Source organism: Zoogloea sp. (assembly GCF_023150065.1).
Classification (GTDB): Bacteria; Pseudomonadota; Gammaproteobacteria; order Burkholderiales; family Rhodocyclaceae; genus Zoogloea.
Genome location: NZ_JAKLLN010000003.1, coordinates 273345 through 290348 on the forward strand (window position 1 = coordinate 273345; position 17004 = coordinate 290348).

A 17004-nucleotide genomic window follows, 5' to 3' on the forward strand; every position below is an offset into this window, starting at 1 on the left:
CCACGGGGCTCAGGCACCGACCGGCTGCGCCGCGTGGCTGCGCAGGGGCAGCCGGAGCTCGAAGGTGCTGCCTTCGCCCGCCTGGCTTTCCACGCTCACGCTGCCGCCATGACGCTCGGCCACCGTCTTGACGATCACCAGGCCGAGCCCGACACCCGACGGCTTGTCGCGCCCTTCTTCCACGATGCGGCTGAAGCGCCTGAACAGCCGCGGCAGGGCCTCCGCGGGGATGCCGGCCCCCTGGTCGCTGACCCGGATGATCCAGTCGGTGCCCTGGGCCTTCAGGCTCACCGCCACGCGACTGCCGGCATTGCCGTACTTGATGGCGTTGGTGAGCAGGTTGATCACGGCCCGGCGCAGCAGCGAGAAATCACCACGCACGATGGCCTCTTCCGTTTCGGCGTCCCGGGTGTCCACCTCGATGCGGATGCCCCGGGCATTGGCCTGGGGCCACACTTCGTCAGCGGCCGAATCCACCAGGCCGGCCAGGTCGAGCTCGACGAAGTCCTTGGGGTCGGAGCCCTCGGCACGCACCAGGCGGAACAGGCCATCGGCCAGATCGAGAGCCGAGCGTGCATAGCGGCCGATACGGGGGATCTGCTCGGCCTGCAGCCCGGGGTCGTCCCTGTAGCCGTCGATGAGGGTCAGGATGGAGGCGAGGGGTGCCCGCAGGTCGTGGGACAGGAAGTGCATGGTGTCCTCACGGCTGCGCTGGGCCTCGTGCATGGCAGTGACGTCGGCCAGGCCGATGACCCGTCCGGGCCGGCTGCTGGATTCGGAGAACAGGTCGGCCACGGACACCAGCAGGTAGCGCTTCTTGTCGGGGGTGAGCTCGAACTGGCGGGTGCCGGAATAGCCGCTCAGATCGGGCAGGCCATCGCGCATGGGCAGGTAGCCGGGCCAGGGCAGGGCACGCAGGGCGCTCAGCAGGGCGTCGCTACGGAAGGCGCGCAGCAGGTGACGGGCCCGCTCGTTGTGGAGGATGACCCGGTCCATCTGGTCGATCACCACCACCCCGATGGGCAGATGCTCGAGGGTGTCGGCAATGAAGCGGCGCACGTCGCGCTGGTGCTGGGCGGCCTGACGCACGATGCGGATGCGCTGTTCGAGGGGGTCGGCCGCTCCCCGACCCGCATCACCGCTGGGCAGGCCCAGGGGCGTGCCTTCGCGCTCCAGGGCAATCAGCTCGGCATCCAGGTAGCGCTGGGCAGATTCCAGGCGGCGCCAGCTCCACAAGGGGTAGGCCAGCATGCAGCCCAGGACCGCCGGGGCCGGGCCGAACCACCAGCCACCCAGGTGCAGCCCCAGGCCGGCAAGCAGCACGGCGGAGGCCCCCAGAATGAACGAAGCCATCAGGCCGGCGCGGGCCTCGGCGTAGAGCAGGATCAGCATGAGCACGATCACCAGCACCGTCGCCACGGCCGCAGAGACCCACGGCGACAGGGGCATGACGGCCGAACCCCGGCGCAGGGCGTCAAACACATTGGCCTGCACTTCGACACCAGCCATGGGCCGGGACAGGCCCGAGGTGGGCGTGGGCACGGCGTCGCCCATGCCGGCCGCAGTGGCGCCCACCATCAGGATCTTGCCGCGCAGAGCCTCGGCCGGCACCTCGCCGCTGAGCACGGCCCTGTAGGAGAAGTGGGTGTAGGTGCCGGGGGGGCCGGAGAAGGGCATGCGCAGCCAGTCGGCGCGCTGCCAGTGCTGGTGGTCCCGGCCCTCCCCGATGGGTGGGGGCGGGAAGCGGCCCGCAGCGTCCTGATCGATCAGGCGCAGCAGGGCGAGGGCCAGCTGGGGGTGCCGGGCCGCACCAAAGCCCTCCCACAGGTAGACGCTGCGAGCGATGCCGTCCGGGTCGAACTCGACCTGGCTGTGGCCGATGGCGGCGGCAGCGTCGGCGAAGACGCCGAGGGGATGGACCTCCCCGGAGAGGATCGCGCCGGTGGTGGCCTGGGCGAGGGGCAGCACGACCCGTCCTTGATCGCGGATGGCCCGGGCCAGGGCGGCATCGGCGCCGGGGTCGTCGGTACTGGCGGTTTCGAGGAGCAGGTCGAGCACGACGGCCCGCGCCCCGGCCTCCCGGGCCACGTCGATGAGGGCCGCATGCACCCGCCGTGACCAAGGCCAGCGTCCGATACTGGCGAGGCTCGCGTCGTCGATGGAGACGATCACCACATCGTCGCTGGCCGGGCGCGTCCAGGTGGACAACACCCCGTCATAGAGCGTCTGGTCGATTCTCCACAGCCAGCCCTCAACCGCTGCCACGAGGGTCAGCAGGACGCAGATGAGCGTGACCGCGAACCACTCGAGGGTGGGTCGGCGCAGGGTTGCTGCGTGGGGACTCACGGACTCTTTGCTGCGGGAGCGGAGAGCGTCCACGCGGGCAGCAGGAACAGGGACTGCAGGTTCTGGGTGCCGGACCAGGGGGAGCCGCCGCCATCCGGATCGGTCGCGCGGATACGCAGCCGATAGCGTCCCGGGCTGGGAGCAACGATGGTCAGCGCGGCTTCGCCGATGCGCTGATCGACCAGCAGATCCTGGAAGGCCTCATCACGGGCCAGCTGAACGTCGTAGATCTGCCCCGGCCGGCCGGCCCACGCGAAACGCAGTCGATTGTTGTATCCCTCCACACTGGCCGGGCCGGGGGCCGGACGGATGTCGAGGGTTCCCGCGTCGCTCCACGGGCCGCGCTTGCCACTGGCATGCCGGCTGGCGATGCGCCAGGCGTACTGGCCCGGGCCGAGGGTCGGCTCGCTACGCAGTCCGTCGATATCCTGGTCGACGAGGGGCCTGGCGAAGCTGGTGTCCTGGCCGATCTGCAACCTGAAACCGGCGGCTTCGGGGCTCGGCGTCCAGGCGAGGACACCAGGGGGAGCCTTGACGGCCACGGGCGGCTCCGGACGGGCACGCAGTTCGATGGCGCGGGTTGCGTCATAACCTTCCAGACCCTCGGCGTCGATGGCGCGGATGCGCAACTGGTAGCTGCCGTCGGGGAGGGAATTGAAGCGGGCTCTGGGCGAGGTGAAGACCTCGGTGGCCACCACATCACTGAACTGTGCGTCCCGGGCGATCTGTGCCCGGTAGGCGACGGCCTTGTCCACCGGTGGGAAGGAGATGTGCATGTCGACCCGCTCGAACACCGCTGCGACACCGTCGAGGGACGGCGCCGCCAGCAGGGGCCGGGGTGACGGAACCGGCTGGCCGGCCCGCGCAACCACGCCGAAACCGGCCGGCAGGGCGGTGGCCCCGGAGCTTGACGCATTGCTCATTCCGACCTCGCCCGCCGTGACTTCGGCCTGGGCCATGCCGGAAACCGCGTCCGACCCGGCCCGGAAAGCGGTGCCACGCACGCTGAGGGCCGCCGTAGGGGTGCGGATCTGGTAGCGGGCGGCGGGGCCACGCTGGGGCGCGACGGTGGTCTCGACACGCCCCTGTTCGAGGAAGATGCGGGTGTTCTGACCGCTGAAGCCCTGGAAACCCTGGATCTTCTCCATGCGCGCAGCGCTGCCCGGCTGCACCGTCAGGCGCGACTCGTCCGGCATCAACAGGGTGATGAAACCGCCGGCACCGGTACGCAGGATGGCGCCCGCCGGCACTTTGGCATCCAAAGTAAGGGGCTGCCCATCCATGGTGACGTCACCGCTGAGGGCCACCACCCGGGCAATGCGCGGCTCCGTCCGCAGCCAGTTTTCCGGGATGCGCAGAGGCGTACCCACGGGGATGCGCATCGGGTTGCCGATGCGGTTGAGGGCCTTGACCCCCTTCCAGCCAAAGGGCGCCGCGAGGTACTGGCGCTCCAGCCCGATCAGGGTGTCGCCGGCACGGGTGGTGTAGATGACTTCCAGATCGCTGGCAAGGACACCGGAACAGGCCGCCAAGCCTAAGGCAGCACCCAGGAGACAAACGGATTGACGGGCCACGGAAGAGATCTTTCAGTCGAATTTGGGGGACTATATTAGTTCCCGGCCTGATGCAGGGTGCAAAACTTCGCAAAATGGAGGTGATGTCGTGCCCAACATGCCAATTACACGCTAAAGGCGGCCCGCCGGAGCCCTATCATTGGGGCAGACACATCGGCCCTTCCCCGTCCGGGGTGTTGTCATATCCTTTCCTCTCTTTCACATCTCTCTCAAAGGAAACCCTATGAGCTTCATTCAGGAATTCAAGGAATTTGCCATGAAGGGCAACGTCGTCGACCTGGCGGTCGGCGTCATCATCGGCGGTGCCTTCCAGAAAATCGTCGACTCCCTCGTCAAGGACATGCTGATGCCGGTCATCGGCAAGCTCCTGGGCGGTGTCGATTTCAAGCACCTCTACCTCAATCTCGGAGACAAGACCTTCGAGACCATGGAAGCGGCCGAGAAGGCTGGCGCCCCGCTGTTCAAGTATGGCGTCTTCGTCAACTCGATCATTGACTTCACCATTGTTGCGCTGGCCATCTTCGTGGCCATCAAGGCCATGAACAAGCTCAAGCGCGACGAGCCGGCACCGGCGCCCGAAGCGCCCCCGGCCGAACCGGAAGATGTAAAGCTGCTGCGGGAAATCCGCGACGCGCTGAAAAAGTAAGCGCGCAGGACAGGGGTCCCGGCCCGGGACCCCTGGTGTCATCAGGCCGGCGACATGGCGGCCTCGCCAAGAGTCGGCGATTCAGACGGGTCGATCTTCTCCAGCCGGTAGCCGAAGTTGTAGGTCGGGGTCAGCCGGAAACCGTTTTCAGGCCTCAGGTTGAGCTTGCTGCGCACGCGGCTGATGTGGGTATCGACAGTACGCGTGGCCAGATCGGGATTGCGCCCCCACACCGCCTCCAGCAGATGCCCCCGCGACAGCAGGCGCCCCAGGTTGCGGAACAGGAAGGCGGCCAGCTCGAACTCCTTGTCGGTCATCTCCACCGCCACGCCGTCGATGGTCAGGGCCTTCTTGACCAGGTCGAAGTGGTAGGGCGCGACAGTCAGGGTCTGATTGGTGTTGCGGGGCTGGGCCCGACGCAGCACGGCCTCGATGCGCGACAGCAGCTCGATGCGGCGGGGCGGCTTGATCAGGTAGTCGTCAGCGCCGGCACTGAAGGCATTGGCGATGTCCTCTTCCGCATCGCGGGAGGTGATGAAGATCGCCGGGGTGTCGTTGCCCCGCTCCACCCGCAGCCACCGCAGGACCTGCTCGCCGGTCAGATCGGGCAACACCCAGTCCACCAGGAACAGGTCGAAACTTTCGCGGCTGGCGACCCGCATCAATTCGCGGGCCAGTCCAAAGCCATGCACATCGTGCCCGGCTTCCCGCAGCCAGCCCGTCAGGACTTCCATCTGGGCCGGATCGTCTTCGAGAATAGCGAATCGCACGCTGGTTTACCTTTATCGAGAAATTGAAGCACACCACTCAAGACTACGCGCCGGCCGCACCGGCAGAAACGCCCCCGGGGCCTTTCTATGCGTAATCACCCACATACGGATTACTTTCCCGCTCATCGCCAAAGGTCGACATCGGCCCATGACCGGGAATGAAACTCACATCCTTGCCCAGCGGCCACAGCTTCTGCCGGATCGAATTGATCAGATCCTTGTGGTTGCCCCGCGGAAAATCCGTGCGGCCGATGGAACCCGCAAACAGCACATCCCCCACCACGGCCAGGCGTGCAGTCTCGCTGAAGAACACCACATGACCCGGGGTGTGCCCGGGGCAATGGATGACCGACAGGGTCTCTTCGCCCACGCGGACGGTATCGCCGTCCTCCAGCCAGCGCCCGGGCGTGAACGCCTCCACCTGGGGAAAGCCGAACATCTTGCTCTGCTTGGGCAGATCGTTGATCCAGAACGCATCCTCCTTCTCCGGCCCCTCGACGGGCAACGCCAGCTGGCGGGCAAGTGCCGCCGTGCCGCCGGCATGGTCGATGTGGCCATGGGTCAGCAGGATGAGTTCGATGCTGACCCCAAGGGTTTCAGCTGCCTTGAGAATGCGTTCGAGGTTGCCCCCCGGGTCTACGACAGCGGCCTTGCGAGTCTGGTCGCACCACAGTATCGAGCAGTTCTGCTCGAAGGGCGTTACAGGAACGATCTGGTATCTGAGCATGGTTTGCACATGCCTGCCAAAGGGGCAGGGGTCGGTAAAAAGACTAATTACGCCTGGGCCGCACAATTTTCAAGACCGGCGTGACAGGTCTCTGCATGCCGCAAAGTTTATCACGCTCAAATTGGGGGGCCATAAACCCTGTCGTCCCCCTGGCCTCCGGGAGGCCTGCTGACACGCTTGTTTTCACAGAACATTCATTTGATTTTATTCAAACGTCAAAAAGCAATGCCGGGCAGAAACACCGCTTTCCGGAACATACCGTGAAGACCCTTACCCCCTCTGCCAAAAGGGGCAATCCCGCCAAAGAGCAAAATACCCCCTGGCGTTATGTTCTGATGCTGTCGGGAACAGGCTTCAGCGAGGGAAAGGGCGGGATTCCGTAAGGGCGATGTAACGGCTGCGGTCCTGCTCGTAGCGGCTGCGGATCGCTTCGATGTCGCGCCGCTTGGCTTCGATGATCGACCCCTGGGCCGCCAGCTCGCTGTCGGAGTCACGCAGGGCCGCCGCCAGGTTGGGAGGCATGGCACGTTTCTGGAAGAACTCGGCCTCGCGTAGCAGGCCGGAACGCTTTTTCACGAGCAGGGCCTGGCGCGCCTCCGCCTGCCGCAATTCCGTTTCGACCGCTTCAACGGCCCGATCGCGCCGGGTGTCGATGTCCGCCACGCTGGAATAGGTTTCGAGCAAGGACTGGTTGCGCCGCATCTCGGCCCGTTGACGGGCCACCTCGGCCCGCCGGGCGCGTTCCTCCGCCTCGCGCTTGGCCAGCTGCTCCGGGCTCAGGGGCGCCTCGACCGTGCGCCGCACCGTGCCCTGGGGGCTCATTTCCCGGTAACTCTTGCCGAAACACTGAGGCGGCAATACGTCACCACACACCTGGTGCCCGTTGTCCGTGCAGCAATAGACCGTCCCCCTCGGTGCCGTCTGGGCATGGGCAGAGGGCAGGGTCATCAGCAGGGAGACGAGAACCAGACGGCGCATGGGCTTATGCGTCTCCACTCACACCGTAGGTTTCCCGGTAACGCTGGACAGCATCCAGGTTCGCCTTCAGGGCCGGGCTGTCGGCCAGAAAGCCGATCAGATCCTTGAGGCTGGCCACGGCCAGCACGGGAATGCCGTAAGCCTCGCGCACCTCCTGGACCGCCGACAGGCTGCCGGTACCGCGCTCCATGCGATCGAGGGCAATGACCACGGCCGACGGGGTGGCGCCGTGGGCGCGGATGATCTCCACGGACTCACGTACCGAGGTGCCGGCCGAAATCACGTCGTCAAGAATGGCCACACGCCCCTGCAGGGGAGCGCCAACCAGGGTGCCACCTTCGCCATGGTCCTTCGCCTCCTTGCGATTGAAGCAGAAGGGCAGGTTGTGTCCGTGCTCCGCCAGACGCATGGCCGTGCCGGCCACCAGGGGGATGCCCTTGTAGGCAGGCCCGAAGAGCATGTCGCAGGGCAGGCTGGCGGACAGCAGGGTCCGGGCATAGAAATCACACAGGCTGCCGAAGGAGGCCCCGTCATTGAAAAGGCCTGCATTGAAGAAGTAGGGAGACAGGCGGCCCGCCTTGGTAACAAATTCCCCGAACCTCAAAACACCCTTGTCGCACGAAAGTGCGATGAAATCACGGCTAAAATCCACGATGCTCCCAGCCAAAAAATCAGACCATGTCTCTAAAAATGTTACGCGTCGTTTCCGCCAACCTCAATGGCATCCGCTCGGCAAACGTGAAAGGTTTCCTCAACTGGCTCCATAAACAGGACGCCGATGTGGTGTGTGTTCAGGAGTTGAAGGCCCAGATTGCCGACCTTTCGCCCGAGATGCGCGAGCCCGGCATGTATACCGGATACTTCCACTGTGCGGTGAAGAAGGGTTACAGCGGAGTGGGAATCTACACCCGCCGGGCACCCGACCGCGTCGTCGAAGGCCTTGGCAACGAGGAGTTCGACGCCGAGGGACGCTACCTCCAGCTGGATTTCGGCCCCCTCTCCGTCGTCTCCCTGTATCTGCCCTCCGGCTCCAGTTCGGAGGAGCGCCAGGCGGCAAAGTTCCGCTTCATGGACATCTTCCTGCCCCACATGGCGGCCCTGCGTGCCAGCGGCCGCGAAGTGATCGTGTGCGGAGACTGGAACATCGCCCACCAGGCCATCGACCTCAAGAACTGGCGCTCCAACCAGAAGAACTCCGGCTTCCTGCCCGAAGAGCGCGCCTGGTTCGGCCGCCTGCTGAACGAACAGGGCTGGGTGGACACCTACCGCCGCCTGCACCCCGACGCCACCGACGCCTGCTACACGTGGTGGTCCAACCGGGGCCAGGCCTGGGCCAAGAACGTGGGCTGGCGCCTGGACTACCAGCTCGCCACCCCCGGCATCGGCGCCCTGGCCCGCAACACGGCTGTCTACAAGGACGAGCGCTTCAGCGATCACGCCCCCCTCACCGTCGATTACGAGCATTCTTTCTGATGCCCGCGCGGCGCCATCATCAAGGTGCGGCAGCGCATCGAGCCGGACTCACCCGAAGACTCCCGATACGCCTCGCCGCTGCCGCGGGGCTGCTGAGCCTGGCGGCGTGCCCGGTACTGGCCGACAGCCCGGCCGGCCTCGATGGCCAGTTCCAGCTGGGCGTCGAGTACGAGTATGAAAAAGCCGCGGACGGACGGCAACGCACCGACGCGCTGACCCTGGTACCCGGCGTCAGATGGCGCTCGGGCTGGCTGACCATGACCGAGCTGCTGATCGAGACCGAACAGGAGCGCGAAGCCGGCCGTGTGACGGAGCGGACGAGCAAGCTGGGCCTGCGCCTGCGCAAGGACTTCGCCCTGACGGAGCGCGCCCGCCTCGTCGTGCGCGGCCTGCTCGGCCAGGCCTTCGGCGGAGGCGAGGGCTATTCCTACGCCTACCTGGAACCCAGCCTCAGGTACGAGTTCAATGCAGTGGAGATGATGATCGGCTTTCGCGCCGTGCGTTCGATCGATGGCAGCCCGGGCCATGACTTCAACAAGTTCCGCATCGGCCCGAGTTTCGACCTGGGCAGCGCCGCGGAGATCGAATTCCGCTTCGTGCGCAACTGGGAGGCCGCCACCGGCCGCCATGCCAGCGACGCCTATATCATGGAGTTCGTTCAGAAGTTCTGACACGCCTCGCCCGAAAGGGCCGGCCCACGCATGTCACGGCTCGGGAACGAACCGATAGCCGATGCCCGGTTCGGTCACGATGTGGTCCGGGTTGGCCGGGTCGACTTCCAGTTTCTTGCGCAAGTGCCCCATGTAAACGCGGACGTAGTGGCTGTCCTCGGCATGGGACGGCCCCCACACCGCCTTGAGCAGTTGTCGATGAGTCAACACACTATCGGGATTGGCCGCCAGGTAGGCCAGCAGGCGAAACTCGATGGGCGTCAGGTGCACTTGCTGCCCGTCTCTTTCGACCCAGCGCCGGCCCAGATCAAGCCGGATCGCGCCAAAGGCCATCAAGCTGGGCCCACCAGTGCCTGCACGCTGTCGCCGCCGCAGATGGGCGCGGATGCGGGCCAGCAGCTCCGCCGATCCGAACGGTTTAGTAAGGTAATCGTCGGCACCGGCATCCAGGGCGGCCACTTTCTCCGCTTCCGCCGTACGTGCTGACAAAACGATGATCGGGATTTCCGACCAGGTGCGCAGGTCGCGGATCAGGTCGATGCCATCGCCATCCGGCAACCCGAGATCAAGCACCACGAGATCGGGTTTCCGCGTTCCCGTTTCGATAAGGCCGCGCTTGACCGAATCGGCCTCGAAGACGTCACAGCCTTCGGCCTCCAGGGCCAGTCGCACGAATCGGCGGAGATTGACTTCGTCCTCGACGACGATCACCGTCGGAGCAGGGTGGGACATGGCTATTCCTTGTGGTCTGTCAGGCTACCCCATCCGCTTCGTCGGCCACGAGCGTTGGTGGCGACCCCAGGGGCAGGGTGAAGTTGAAGCAGGCTCCGCCGCCGGGGCGCTGCCTTGCAGTGATGGTGCCGCCATGAGCCTCGACGATGGCTCGGCTTATTGCCAGCCCCAGACCGACCCCGGGTGTGCTGCCCTCCGGCTGGCCTCGCTCGAACTTCTTGAATATCGCCTCCTCGCGCCCAGCAGGCAAACCCGGCCCGTCGTCCTCGAGGCACACCTCCATTCGGGTATCCGCCGTGGCGGCTCGGATCCAGATATGGCTGCCCGGCGGCGTGTACTTCAGCGCGTTCTCGAGCAGATTGCAGAACACCCGCTGCATCAGCACCGAGTCCACCTCGACAAGGGGGAGGTCTTCATCCAGCTTCACCCTGAGCTGATGATCGCCAAGCGCCGGGCGCAGGCTCTTGAGGGCACTGCCGATCACCTCCTCGATGGGCTGCCACTGACGATTCAGTTGAACCCGGCCGGCTTGCAGCCGAGCCATGTCGAGCAGGTTGTCCACCTGGGCGTTGATCAGCAGGGCCTGCTCGCGCAGCTTGCGAGAGATGGCGGCTTGCGCGTCACTCGGCGGCGGCCGGGTCAGAAACATGGAGTCCGCCAGCCCGATCATGACACTCAGCGGGGTGCGCAGATCATGGGAAATGGCGGAAAGCAGGGAGTTGCGCAGGCGCTCCGACTCCATCTGGACGGTGCTCTCCTGGGCCACGACGACGTAATGCACTCGTTCCAGGGCAATGGCGATCAGCGACGCGAAGGTCTCCAGCAGACGTCGCTGCTCGGGAATGAGAAGACGTGCCGGATTGCGCATTTCCAGGGCCAGCACCCCACGCAGGCGCATGGGTGCCTTGAGGGGCAGGTAAAGGACCGGGCTGGCGGGTAGCGTATCGGTCCCCTGTCCAGCGGGCTCGGCGTGGTCGAAGGCCCACTGGGCAATGCCGGGATCGATCTCGGGCAGCCCCGCAGAGGCAAAGATGGGGGCTTGCAGGTGGTCGACGTCATCAGTGAGCAGGAAGGCCGAGCGGGCACCCATCTCTGCCACCAGAAAGCGCTCGCCAATCTCGGCAATCTGCTCCGGCAGCAAGGCTGCGGAGAGGTCTCGCGACATTTCGTAGAGCGCCCTGACACGGCTCGCCCGGCTACCTGCGACATACGCCTGATACTTGTACCCGGCGGTAAGCTGGCCCACCACCAAACCCACGACCAGCATCACGGCGAAGGTCATCAGGTACTGAACGTCGCTGACCGCGAAGGACATCCGTGGCGGGACGAAGAAGAAGTCGAAGATGGCCACACTCAAGAAGGAGGCCATCACGGCAGGGCCCCGGCCGAAGCGCACCGCCACGAACACGACACCGAGCAGGAAGACCATGACAATGTTGGCCAGATCAAACAGCGGATGCAGTGGGGTGGCAAGCAGCCCGGCCAGGCCACACACCACGACGGTCAAGGCGTAGGCACGCCAATCGGCCGCGAGCTGGCCTGTGGGCCGTTGTGAAAGGCCTTCGGTGACGGGCACACGCCCATCCGCACGCGCCACTTGGATGACATCCAGATCCGGAGCGATCTGTCCGATCCGGTCGGCCACCGAGCGCGTCCAGGCACGCCAGAGCGATGGCTCGTCCCGGCCGACCATGATCCGGGAGAGGTTGTTGGCACGGGCGTAATGCACCGCCTCATCTTCAACCTTCGTGCCAGCAACGGTTGCAGTGGTGGCACCAAGCTCCTCGGCCAGCTTGAGTGTTTTCAGGATGCGCTCTCGGCTGCCGGCCGACAGGCGCTGGCGATCCGGGGTCTCCACATGGATCGCATGCCAGGGCGCCTCGAGGCGGCCGGCAATGCGCGCGGCGGTACGCACGATCTTCTCGCTCCCTGCGCCGGGCCCGATGCAGGCCAGCAGTGAATCCTGGGTCTGCCAGACGGGGGACACCAGCCGGTCACGCCGGTACTGCTGCACGTCATCGTCCACCCGGTCGGCCGTACGGCGCAGAGCCAGTTCGCGCAGGGCCAGCAGATTGCCCTTGCGGAAGAAGTTACGGATCGCCCGTTCCGCCTGATTCGGCAGATAGACCTTGCCGTCCCGGAGGCGCTCCAGCAGCTCATCCGGCGGGAGGTCCACCAGAACGACCTCGTCGGCATCATCGAAGACCTTGTCCGGCACAGTCTCCCAGACGCGGATGCCGGTGATGCCGCTGACCACGTCGTTGAGGCTCTCCAGGTGCTGGACATTGACGGTGGAATACACGTCGATGCCGGCCGCGAGCAGCTCGTCCACGTCGTGCCAGCGCTTGGGGTGGCGCGACCCCGCGACATTGGAATGGGCCAACTCGTCCATCAGGATGAGCGCCGGTTTGCGCACCAGGGCCCGATCCAGATCAAACTCGGCCAGTATGCGCCCCCGGTAGGGCACCTCCACCATCGCAAGGCGCTCGATACCGTCGGCCATCGCCTCCGTTTCCATGCGCCCATGGGTTTCAACCACGCCGATGACCACATCAACTCCCTGGATGAGTTGCTGGCGCGCCGCCGCGAGCATGGCGCATGTCTTGCCGACGCCGGCGGAGGCGCCGAAGAAGATCTTCAGACGGCCGCGACCGGCACGCGCCTCGTCCTGCTGCACCCGCACGAGGAGCGCGTCCGGATCGGGGCGGCCCTTGTCCGGGGTATCACCGAGGGCCATGCCTATTGCTCCGGCTTCCTGAACACGCGAGCCAGGGAAGACCACTTGGCGCGGAGATCGAGACGCTCGTCGGACATGGCCTCCAGGAAATCCGAGAGTCGTTTGGAGCGCGCAACGGCAAACAGCACCAGCCCCAGGGCCGCCCCCGTGACCAGGCTGAACTGCAGCAGCTTGCGCGACTCCGGCACCTCCGGGAAGCTGAACAGGTTCATCCCGAAGTAGCCGGTCACCACGGTGGCAATCAGGCCGAAGATGGTCACCACGGTGAGTCGCAGCACCGTGCCGGACTGGCGCCGCTGGCTGTCGCTGTCCAGGTAGGCGCTCATCTCGCGGACCTGCTCCTTCACGTCGGAGAACAGTTCGTCATTGCGCAGCAGGCGTGTGGTGCGCTGGAAGAGTGCCTGCACCAGACCCTGCTCGGAGACCTCGTGAAACCAGTAACGATGGGTGAAGCGCAGGAAGGTCTCGAAAGACTGGCGGATGCGGCGCTTGAAGCGACGTACCGACTCACTGTCACGAATATCAAGATCATTGACGGCACTGGCCAACCCGTCCGAGAAAGAAAGGAGGGCGGCACGATGGAAATGGGCAATCAGGAAAACGAGAAAGTACTGGTGCCGGAAGCGCGCCAGAAAGCCATGGTCCGCATCACGGAAGTAGTCCGATCCGGCTTCGCCCACCAGCATCAGCGCGTTCCCTGTGCAGATGAAGCGGGTATTGGGCCCGCCATCCGCCCCGGTCCAGTAGCGATCCTCGCAGTGCAGCCGTTCAAAGCGGACCACCGCCGGGTCGCGCAGCGGCACCGGATCGCGGGACGGCAAGTTGGCCGCGAAACCGATGCGGATGAAATCCTCCCGGCTCAGGCTGCGTGGGTCGTCGAGGGCCAGGTAGGCCATTGTCGGCATCCGGTAATACTCGATCAAGCGGAAACGCAGCTCGCTGGCCTGCTCCTCCTGGTCGAGCACCAGCGGGCGCAGCAGCCAGGCCCACAGGGCACCGACACAGGGGGCCCGGTTCCTGCACACGAAATGCAGGTAACGCTCCCGGTTCTCGGAGTCGGAGCTGGCGAGCACCCGCCCCTGTCGGTCCAGCAACTCGGAGCGGTGCACGTTGTGCACACCCTGCCCGCCCGTATCCCAACCCGTCGGGTAGGCCCGCCCGAAGCGGTAGAGCAGCTCCAGTGCGGTAGCGAGGGGCAGATCGTCGGCAGCGACTTCCACGTTGAGCAGGGCCACATCCATGTCGAGGAAGAGATACAGGTCGACATGCGCCACGCGCAGAGGGATCGGCGTATCGCCCGCTTGGGGGGTGACATTCAGGCCGGCCACGTCGGTGCGCCGGAAGACGGCCATCGGTGCGGCCTGCCGGGCCTGTCCGCCCGGGGTGCTCGAGCGGCTGTCACCGTACAGAAAGCGCTGCACGTAGGGCAGAAAGGCCACGAATTCCTTGTAATGACGTTCCTGAAAGTCTGCGGGATCGGCCGTGAATTCATCGTCGACGGGGCTCCACTGACCATCGGCGGTCATCAAATCACGAATGTGGGCCACGTTCTCGCCCGAGAAGCCTGGGCGGATCTGGACCGGCCACACCAGTACATCCCGGAAATGGCGAACAAGGTGGTCTGGCTGTGAAAGCATGCATCTCCTCTTCTCACCGGCGGGTTGCGTGAAGTCCGTTCGCCGGTGGTGCGCCCGGACATCATGCACCAGTCTTCTCCCGCAGCCCTTGTCCGACGGGGGAGACGGCGGATTCCGCCATTGCGGCAAGTGTGCGCTGGCGGGCGAGTGCAGCCAGTGCCACCTTGCATTTTGGCGAGCATGTCAGCGCATACCCACAGGCAAGACGATGAAGCACCACCGAGACTTCATGCCGGGCACCACATACCGGACACACATGGACAGGCATGCGTCACAGGGCCCGCGCGGCATAACGCGCCAAGGCGACCGGATGGTCCGCCACCCTCCCAGCCACGATATAGATATCGCACCTCTCGGCGGGGCCCACGGCGAAGGCCAGACCCATCGCAGCATCGCCGGAAACCGCGAGGCGCAAGGGGCGACTCTGGCCGGCCAGGAAGACCCGCAAGGCCGCGCGCCCCAACTGAGACACCGGAAAGCGGACGTGCTCGGGTGTGCCCGAAGCATCAAGGGTGGCCACCTCGCAGGTGTTCTTGCATGCGACGACTCCAACGCATAGATCAGCAGGACTCACGTTTCATCTCCTCTTTCATCGGGTGACAGATATAGCGCACTCCTGGCGACCACTCCGGCAATGCCGTCCGGGAAAACCAAGGTACCCCGGCTTTCGCAGCCCAGTATTGCAGGCAGCACGTCGGGACGCTGCGCATTGACCCCGAGCACAGCCCCTGCACCCGATCACAGCGCGCGAACGAGACTCACGCTGCGGCCGCCAGCCAGGACCGGAACAGCGCCTGGATTGCGTAGGGATCATCGCAGGCATGCAGTGCATCGCGAAAGCGTGGGTCAGTGAAGAGGCTGGATACACTGGCGAGAATCCCCAGGTGTGTGTCGGTGGCGCGCTCGGGAAGAAGGAGCACGATGAAGTCCGACACGGGCTTGCCATCGGGCGACTGGAAGGGCATGGGACGTCGGGGCCTCACGTAAGCTGCGTGGCTCTGGTTCAGCCCCTTGATTCGACCGTGGGGAATCGCCACCCCCAAGCCGAGCGCCGTGGAACCAAAGGCCTCCCGTTGCGCCAGGGCCCCGGCAACCACCACACGGGGCAGCCCATGCCAGCGCTGCATGGTCTGGCCGACCTCATCGAAAAGCCCTGCAGCACCGCTGACCTCAAGATCAAGCAGGATGTCTTCCGGAAGCAGGATGTCGGCAATCGAGATCATGTTCATGTCCTCCACATCCACTCAGAAGCTTCGAGCGATCGAGAGAACGATCACCCCCCGGCCCGCATCGCGGCTGCGCGAACCGTTCCCGCTGCCATCGCTGCCCATGCTGCTGCTGAAGCAGTAGAACTCGCCATTGGAACAGCGTCCCTGCGCATTACTGCCTACGTAGCTGGCGCCGGCGATCCAGCCCGAGATGTCCTTGGTGACACCAATGCGCCAGTCTGAATAGCGGCCGTCATCGGTCGATCCATCGGCATTGCGATAAGAGAAGTCACGCAGCAGCAAATGTCCGACATGTGCGCCGAGCACATAGCCATTGCCCAGGTCGTGGGCGGCCGAGAGATCCACGTAGCCGCTTCCCCGGGTGCCCGGCATCGAGAAATAGTCCGTGACGGCGTGCGAGTACTTCAGGGTCAGGAAGCGCCATGTCCCCGCGAGGTAAAGCTCGCCGTTATTGACCCCACCGTTGGCGGCCTTGCCCGGGTGGCGCCGATTGACGCCAGCAAAGGCGTTCTCCAGCCGCGTCCCGGGGTAGTGGTAATACAGCGCCCCCATATCCAGGCCGACATCACCCACGCGGGTCTTGTAGCCTGCATAGAAATCCATCTCCAGGCTGCCTTCCGGATAGCCTGCACCACTGCTCACATTGGAGTTCCAGTTGCCGGCGTACAGCCCGGATGCGTGGGTGTAATCGAATCCACCCTGCACGGCCGGCTTGCCAAAGGTCTGATCAAGCCCGCGGAAGCGGTAGCTGCTGAAGAGCCCCGCATTGGCCGTCAGCGAGGACGGGGAGGAGGCCCCTTCCGCGTCCTGCTGCGCGTGGGCGGGTGAATGGAAAGTGGTGGCGGCAAGGGCCAGCACGGCAAGGCGTTGGATTGTGTTCGACATGTTCTTTCGTGCCCCCTGTTCAGTGCTCAAGCGCATCCAGCGCCAGGTTGAGCTTCAGTACGTTGACCCGCGCCTCGCCGAGCAGCCCCCATTGGCGCCCCTCCGTGTGGGCATCGACCAGCGCCTTGATCTGCGCCTCCGGCAGGCCACGCGCCAGCGCCACCCGTCCCGCCTGCCACAGGGCAGCAGCCGGACTGATGTGGGGGTCGAGACCGCTGGCAGAGGCCGTCACAAGGTCGGCGGGTATGGGACGGGAATTGTTTGGGTCTGCGGCTCGTAGCGCCTCGACACGGCCTTTCACCGCGTCAACCAGAGCCGGGTTGAGGGGCCCCTGGTTGGAGCCGGACGAGGCGGTCGCGTTATAGGGCTGGGGAGCGGTGGCGGATGGACGCCCCCAGAAGTGCTTCGGGTCACTGAAGTGCTGGCCGATCAGGCTCGACCCGACGGGCTTTCCGCCCTGGAGGATCAAGCTGCCCGCGGCCTGTTCCGGAAAGATTGCACCGGCAATACCGGTGACAGCCAGCGGATAGGCAAGGCCGGTGATGGTGCTGAGCAGCACGAATACGCTGAGGGCGGGGCGCAGGAGGGATTGCATGGTG

The 17004-nt window shown here is 65.3% G+C and carries 16 protein-coding genes; 3 read left to right on the forward strand and 13 right to left on the reverse strand.

The window, feature by feature from the left end:
* Positions 1 to 9 precede the first annotated feature (9 nt).
* Both L6Q67_RS06245 and L6Q67_RS06250 read right to left on the reverse strand, forming a co-directional pair.
* Positions 10 to 2346: a CHASE2 and HATPase_c domain-containing protein gene (locus L6Q67_RS06245; RefSeq protein WP_296566882.1), complete on the reverse strand. Its 2337-nt coding sequence runs from the start codon at positions 2344 to 2346 to the stop codon at positions 10 to 12.
* Complete coding sequence (locus tag L6Q67_RS06250) at positions 2343 to 3878, reverse strand: FecR domain-containing protein (protein WP_296566884.1); 1536 nt, start codon at positions 3876 to 3878, stop codon at positions 2343 to 2345. Before L6Q67_RS06250 ends, L6Q67_RS06245 begins: the two co-directional genes overlap by 4 nt.
* A 265-nt stretch (positions 3879 to 4143) precedes the next feature.
* On the opposite strand from L6Q67_RS06250, the gene mscL reads away from it, so the two are divergent.
* Positions 4144 to 4566, forward strand: a complete 423-nt coding sequence (gene mscL, locus L6Q67_RS06255) for a large conductance mechanosensitive channel protein MscL (protein ID WP_296566887.1) — start codon at positions 4144 to 4146, stop codon at positions 4564 to 4566.
* A 41-nt stretch (positions 4567 to 4607) separates the two neighbouring features.
* On the opposite strand, the gene L6Q67_RS06260 is transcribed toward mscL, so the two are convergent.
* The 4 genes from L6Q67_RS06260 to pyrE form a co-directional block, all read right to left on the reverse strand.
* Complete coding sequence (locus L6Q67_RS06260; protein ID WP_296566888.1) at positions 4608 to 5336, reverse strand: response regulator transcription factor; 729 nt, start codon at positions 5334 to 5336, stop codon at positions 4608 to 4610.
* 85 nt (positions 5337 to 5421) lie between these two features.
* Positions 5422 to 6063: an MBL fold metallo-hydrolase gene (locus L6Q67_RS06265; protein WP_296566891.1), complete on the reverse strand. Its 642-nt coding sequence runs from the start codon at positions 6061 to 6063 to the stop codon at positions 5422 to 5424.
* 354 nt (positions 6064 to 6417) lie between these two features.
* Entirely contained in the window at positions 6418 to 7041 is a 624-nt protein-coding gene (locus L6Q67_RS06270) for a hypothetical protein (protein ID WP_296566893.1), read from the reverse strand.
* 4 nt (positions 7042 to 7045) lie between these two features.
* Positions 7046 to 7696, reverse strand: coding sequence for an orotate phosphoribosyltransferase (pyrE, locus tag L6Q67_RS06275; RefSeq protein WP_367171630.1), 651 nt, complete (start codon positions 7694 to 7696; stop codon positions 7046 to 7048).
* 35 nt (positions 7697 to 7731) lie between these two features.
* Between pyrE and L6Q67_RS06280 the strand changes: the two genes are divergently transcribed.
* Together L6Q67_RS06280 and L6Q67_RS06285 are read left to right on the forward strand one after the other, a co-directional pair.
* Positions 7732 to 8514 (forward strand): exodeoxyribonuclease III, encoded by a 783-nt coding sequence (locus tag L6Q67_RS06280; protein WP_296566901.1) that lies wholly within the window; start codon positions 7732 to 7734, stop codon positions 8512 to 8514.
* Complete coding sequence (locus L6Q67_RS06285) at positions 8514 to 9185, forward strand: hypothetical protein (protein WP_296566903.1); 672 nt, start codon at positions 8514 to 8516, stop codon at positions 9183 to 9185. Before L6Q67_RS06280 ends, L6Q67_RS06285 begins: the two co-directional genes overlap by 1 nt.
* A 33-nt stretch (positions 9186 to 9218) precedes the next feature.
* Here L6Q67_RS06285 and kdpE read toward each other — a convergent pair whose 3' ends face one another.
* From kdpE to kdpC, 7 genes are all read right to left on the reverse strand, one after another.
* Positions 9219 to 9917: a two-component system response regulator KdpE gene (gene kdpE / locus L6Q67_RS06290; RefSeq protein WP_296566906.1), complete on the reverse strand. Its 699-nt coding sequence runs from the start codon at positions 9915 to 9917 to the stop codon at positions 9219 to 9221.
* 19 nt (positions 9918 to 9936) lie between these two features.
* Positions 9937 to 12654 (reverse strand): two-component system sensor histidine kinase KdpD, encoded by a 2718-nt coding sequence (kdpD, locus tag L6Q67_RS06295; RefSeq protein WP_296566908.1) that lies wholly within the window; start codon positions 12652 to 12654, stop codon positions 9937 to 9939.
* A 2-nt stretch (positions 12655 to 12656) separates the two neighbouring features.
* Positions 12657 to 14291, reverse strand: a complete 1635-nt coding sequence (locus L6Q67_RS06300; protein WP_296566912.1) for a CorA family divalent cation transporter — start codon at positions 14289 to 14291, stop codon at positions 12657 to 12659.
* A 271-nt stretch (positions 14292 to 14562) separates the two neighbouring features.
* On the reverse strand, positions 14563 to 14865 hold the full coding sequence (locus L6Q67_RS06305) for a hypothetical protein (protein WP_296566915.1): 303 nt from the start codon (positions 14863 to 14865) through the stop codon (positions 14563 to 14565).
* A gap of 184 nt (positions 14866 to 15049) precedes the next feature.
* Positions 15050 to 15514, reverse strand: a complete 465-nt coding sequence (locus L6Q67_RS06310; RefSeq protein ID WP_296566917.1) for a PTS sugar transporter subunit IIA — start codon at positions 15512 to 15514, stop codon at positions 15050 to 15052.
* A 21-nt stretch (positions 15515 to 15535) separates the two neighbouring features.
* Positions 15536 to 16405 carry a TorF family putative porin gene (locus tag L6Q67_RS06315; protein ID WP_296566918.1) on the reverse strand — a complete coding sequence of 290 codons (870 nt, stop codon included), beginning with the start codon at positions 16403 to 16405 and terminating at the stop codon, positions 15536 to 15538.
* Between the two features lie 19 nt (positions 16406 to 16424).
* Positions 16425 to 17000: a potassium-transporting ATPase subunit KdpC gene (gene kdpC / locus L6Q67_RS06320; protein ID WP_296566921.1), complete on the reverse strand. Its 576-nt coding sequence runs from the start codon at positions 16998 to 17000 to the stop codon at positions 16425 to 16427.
* Between the last annotated feature and the right edge of the window lie 4 nt (positions 17001 to 17004).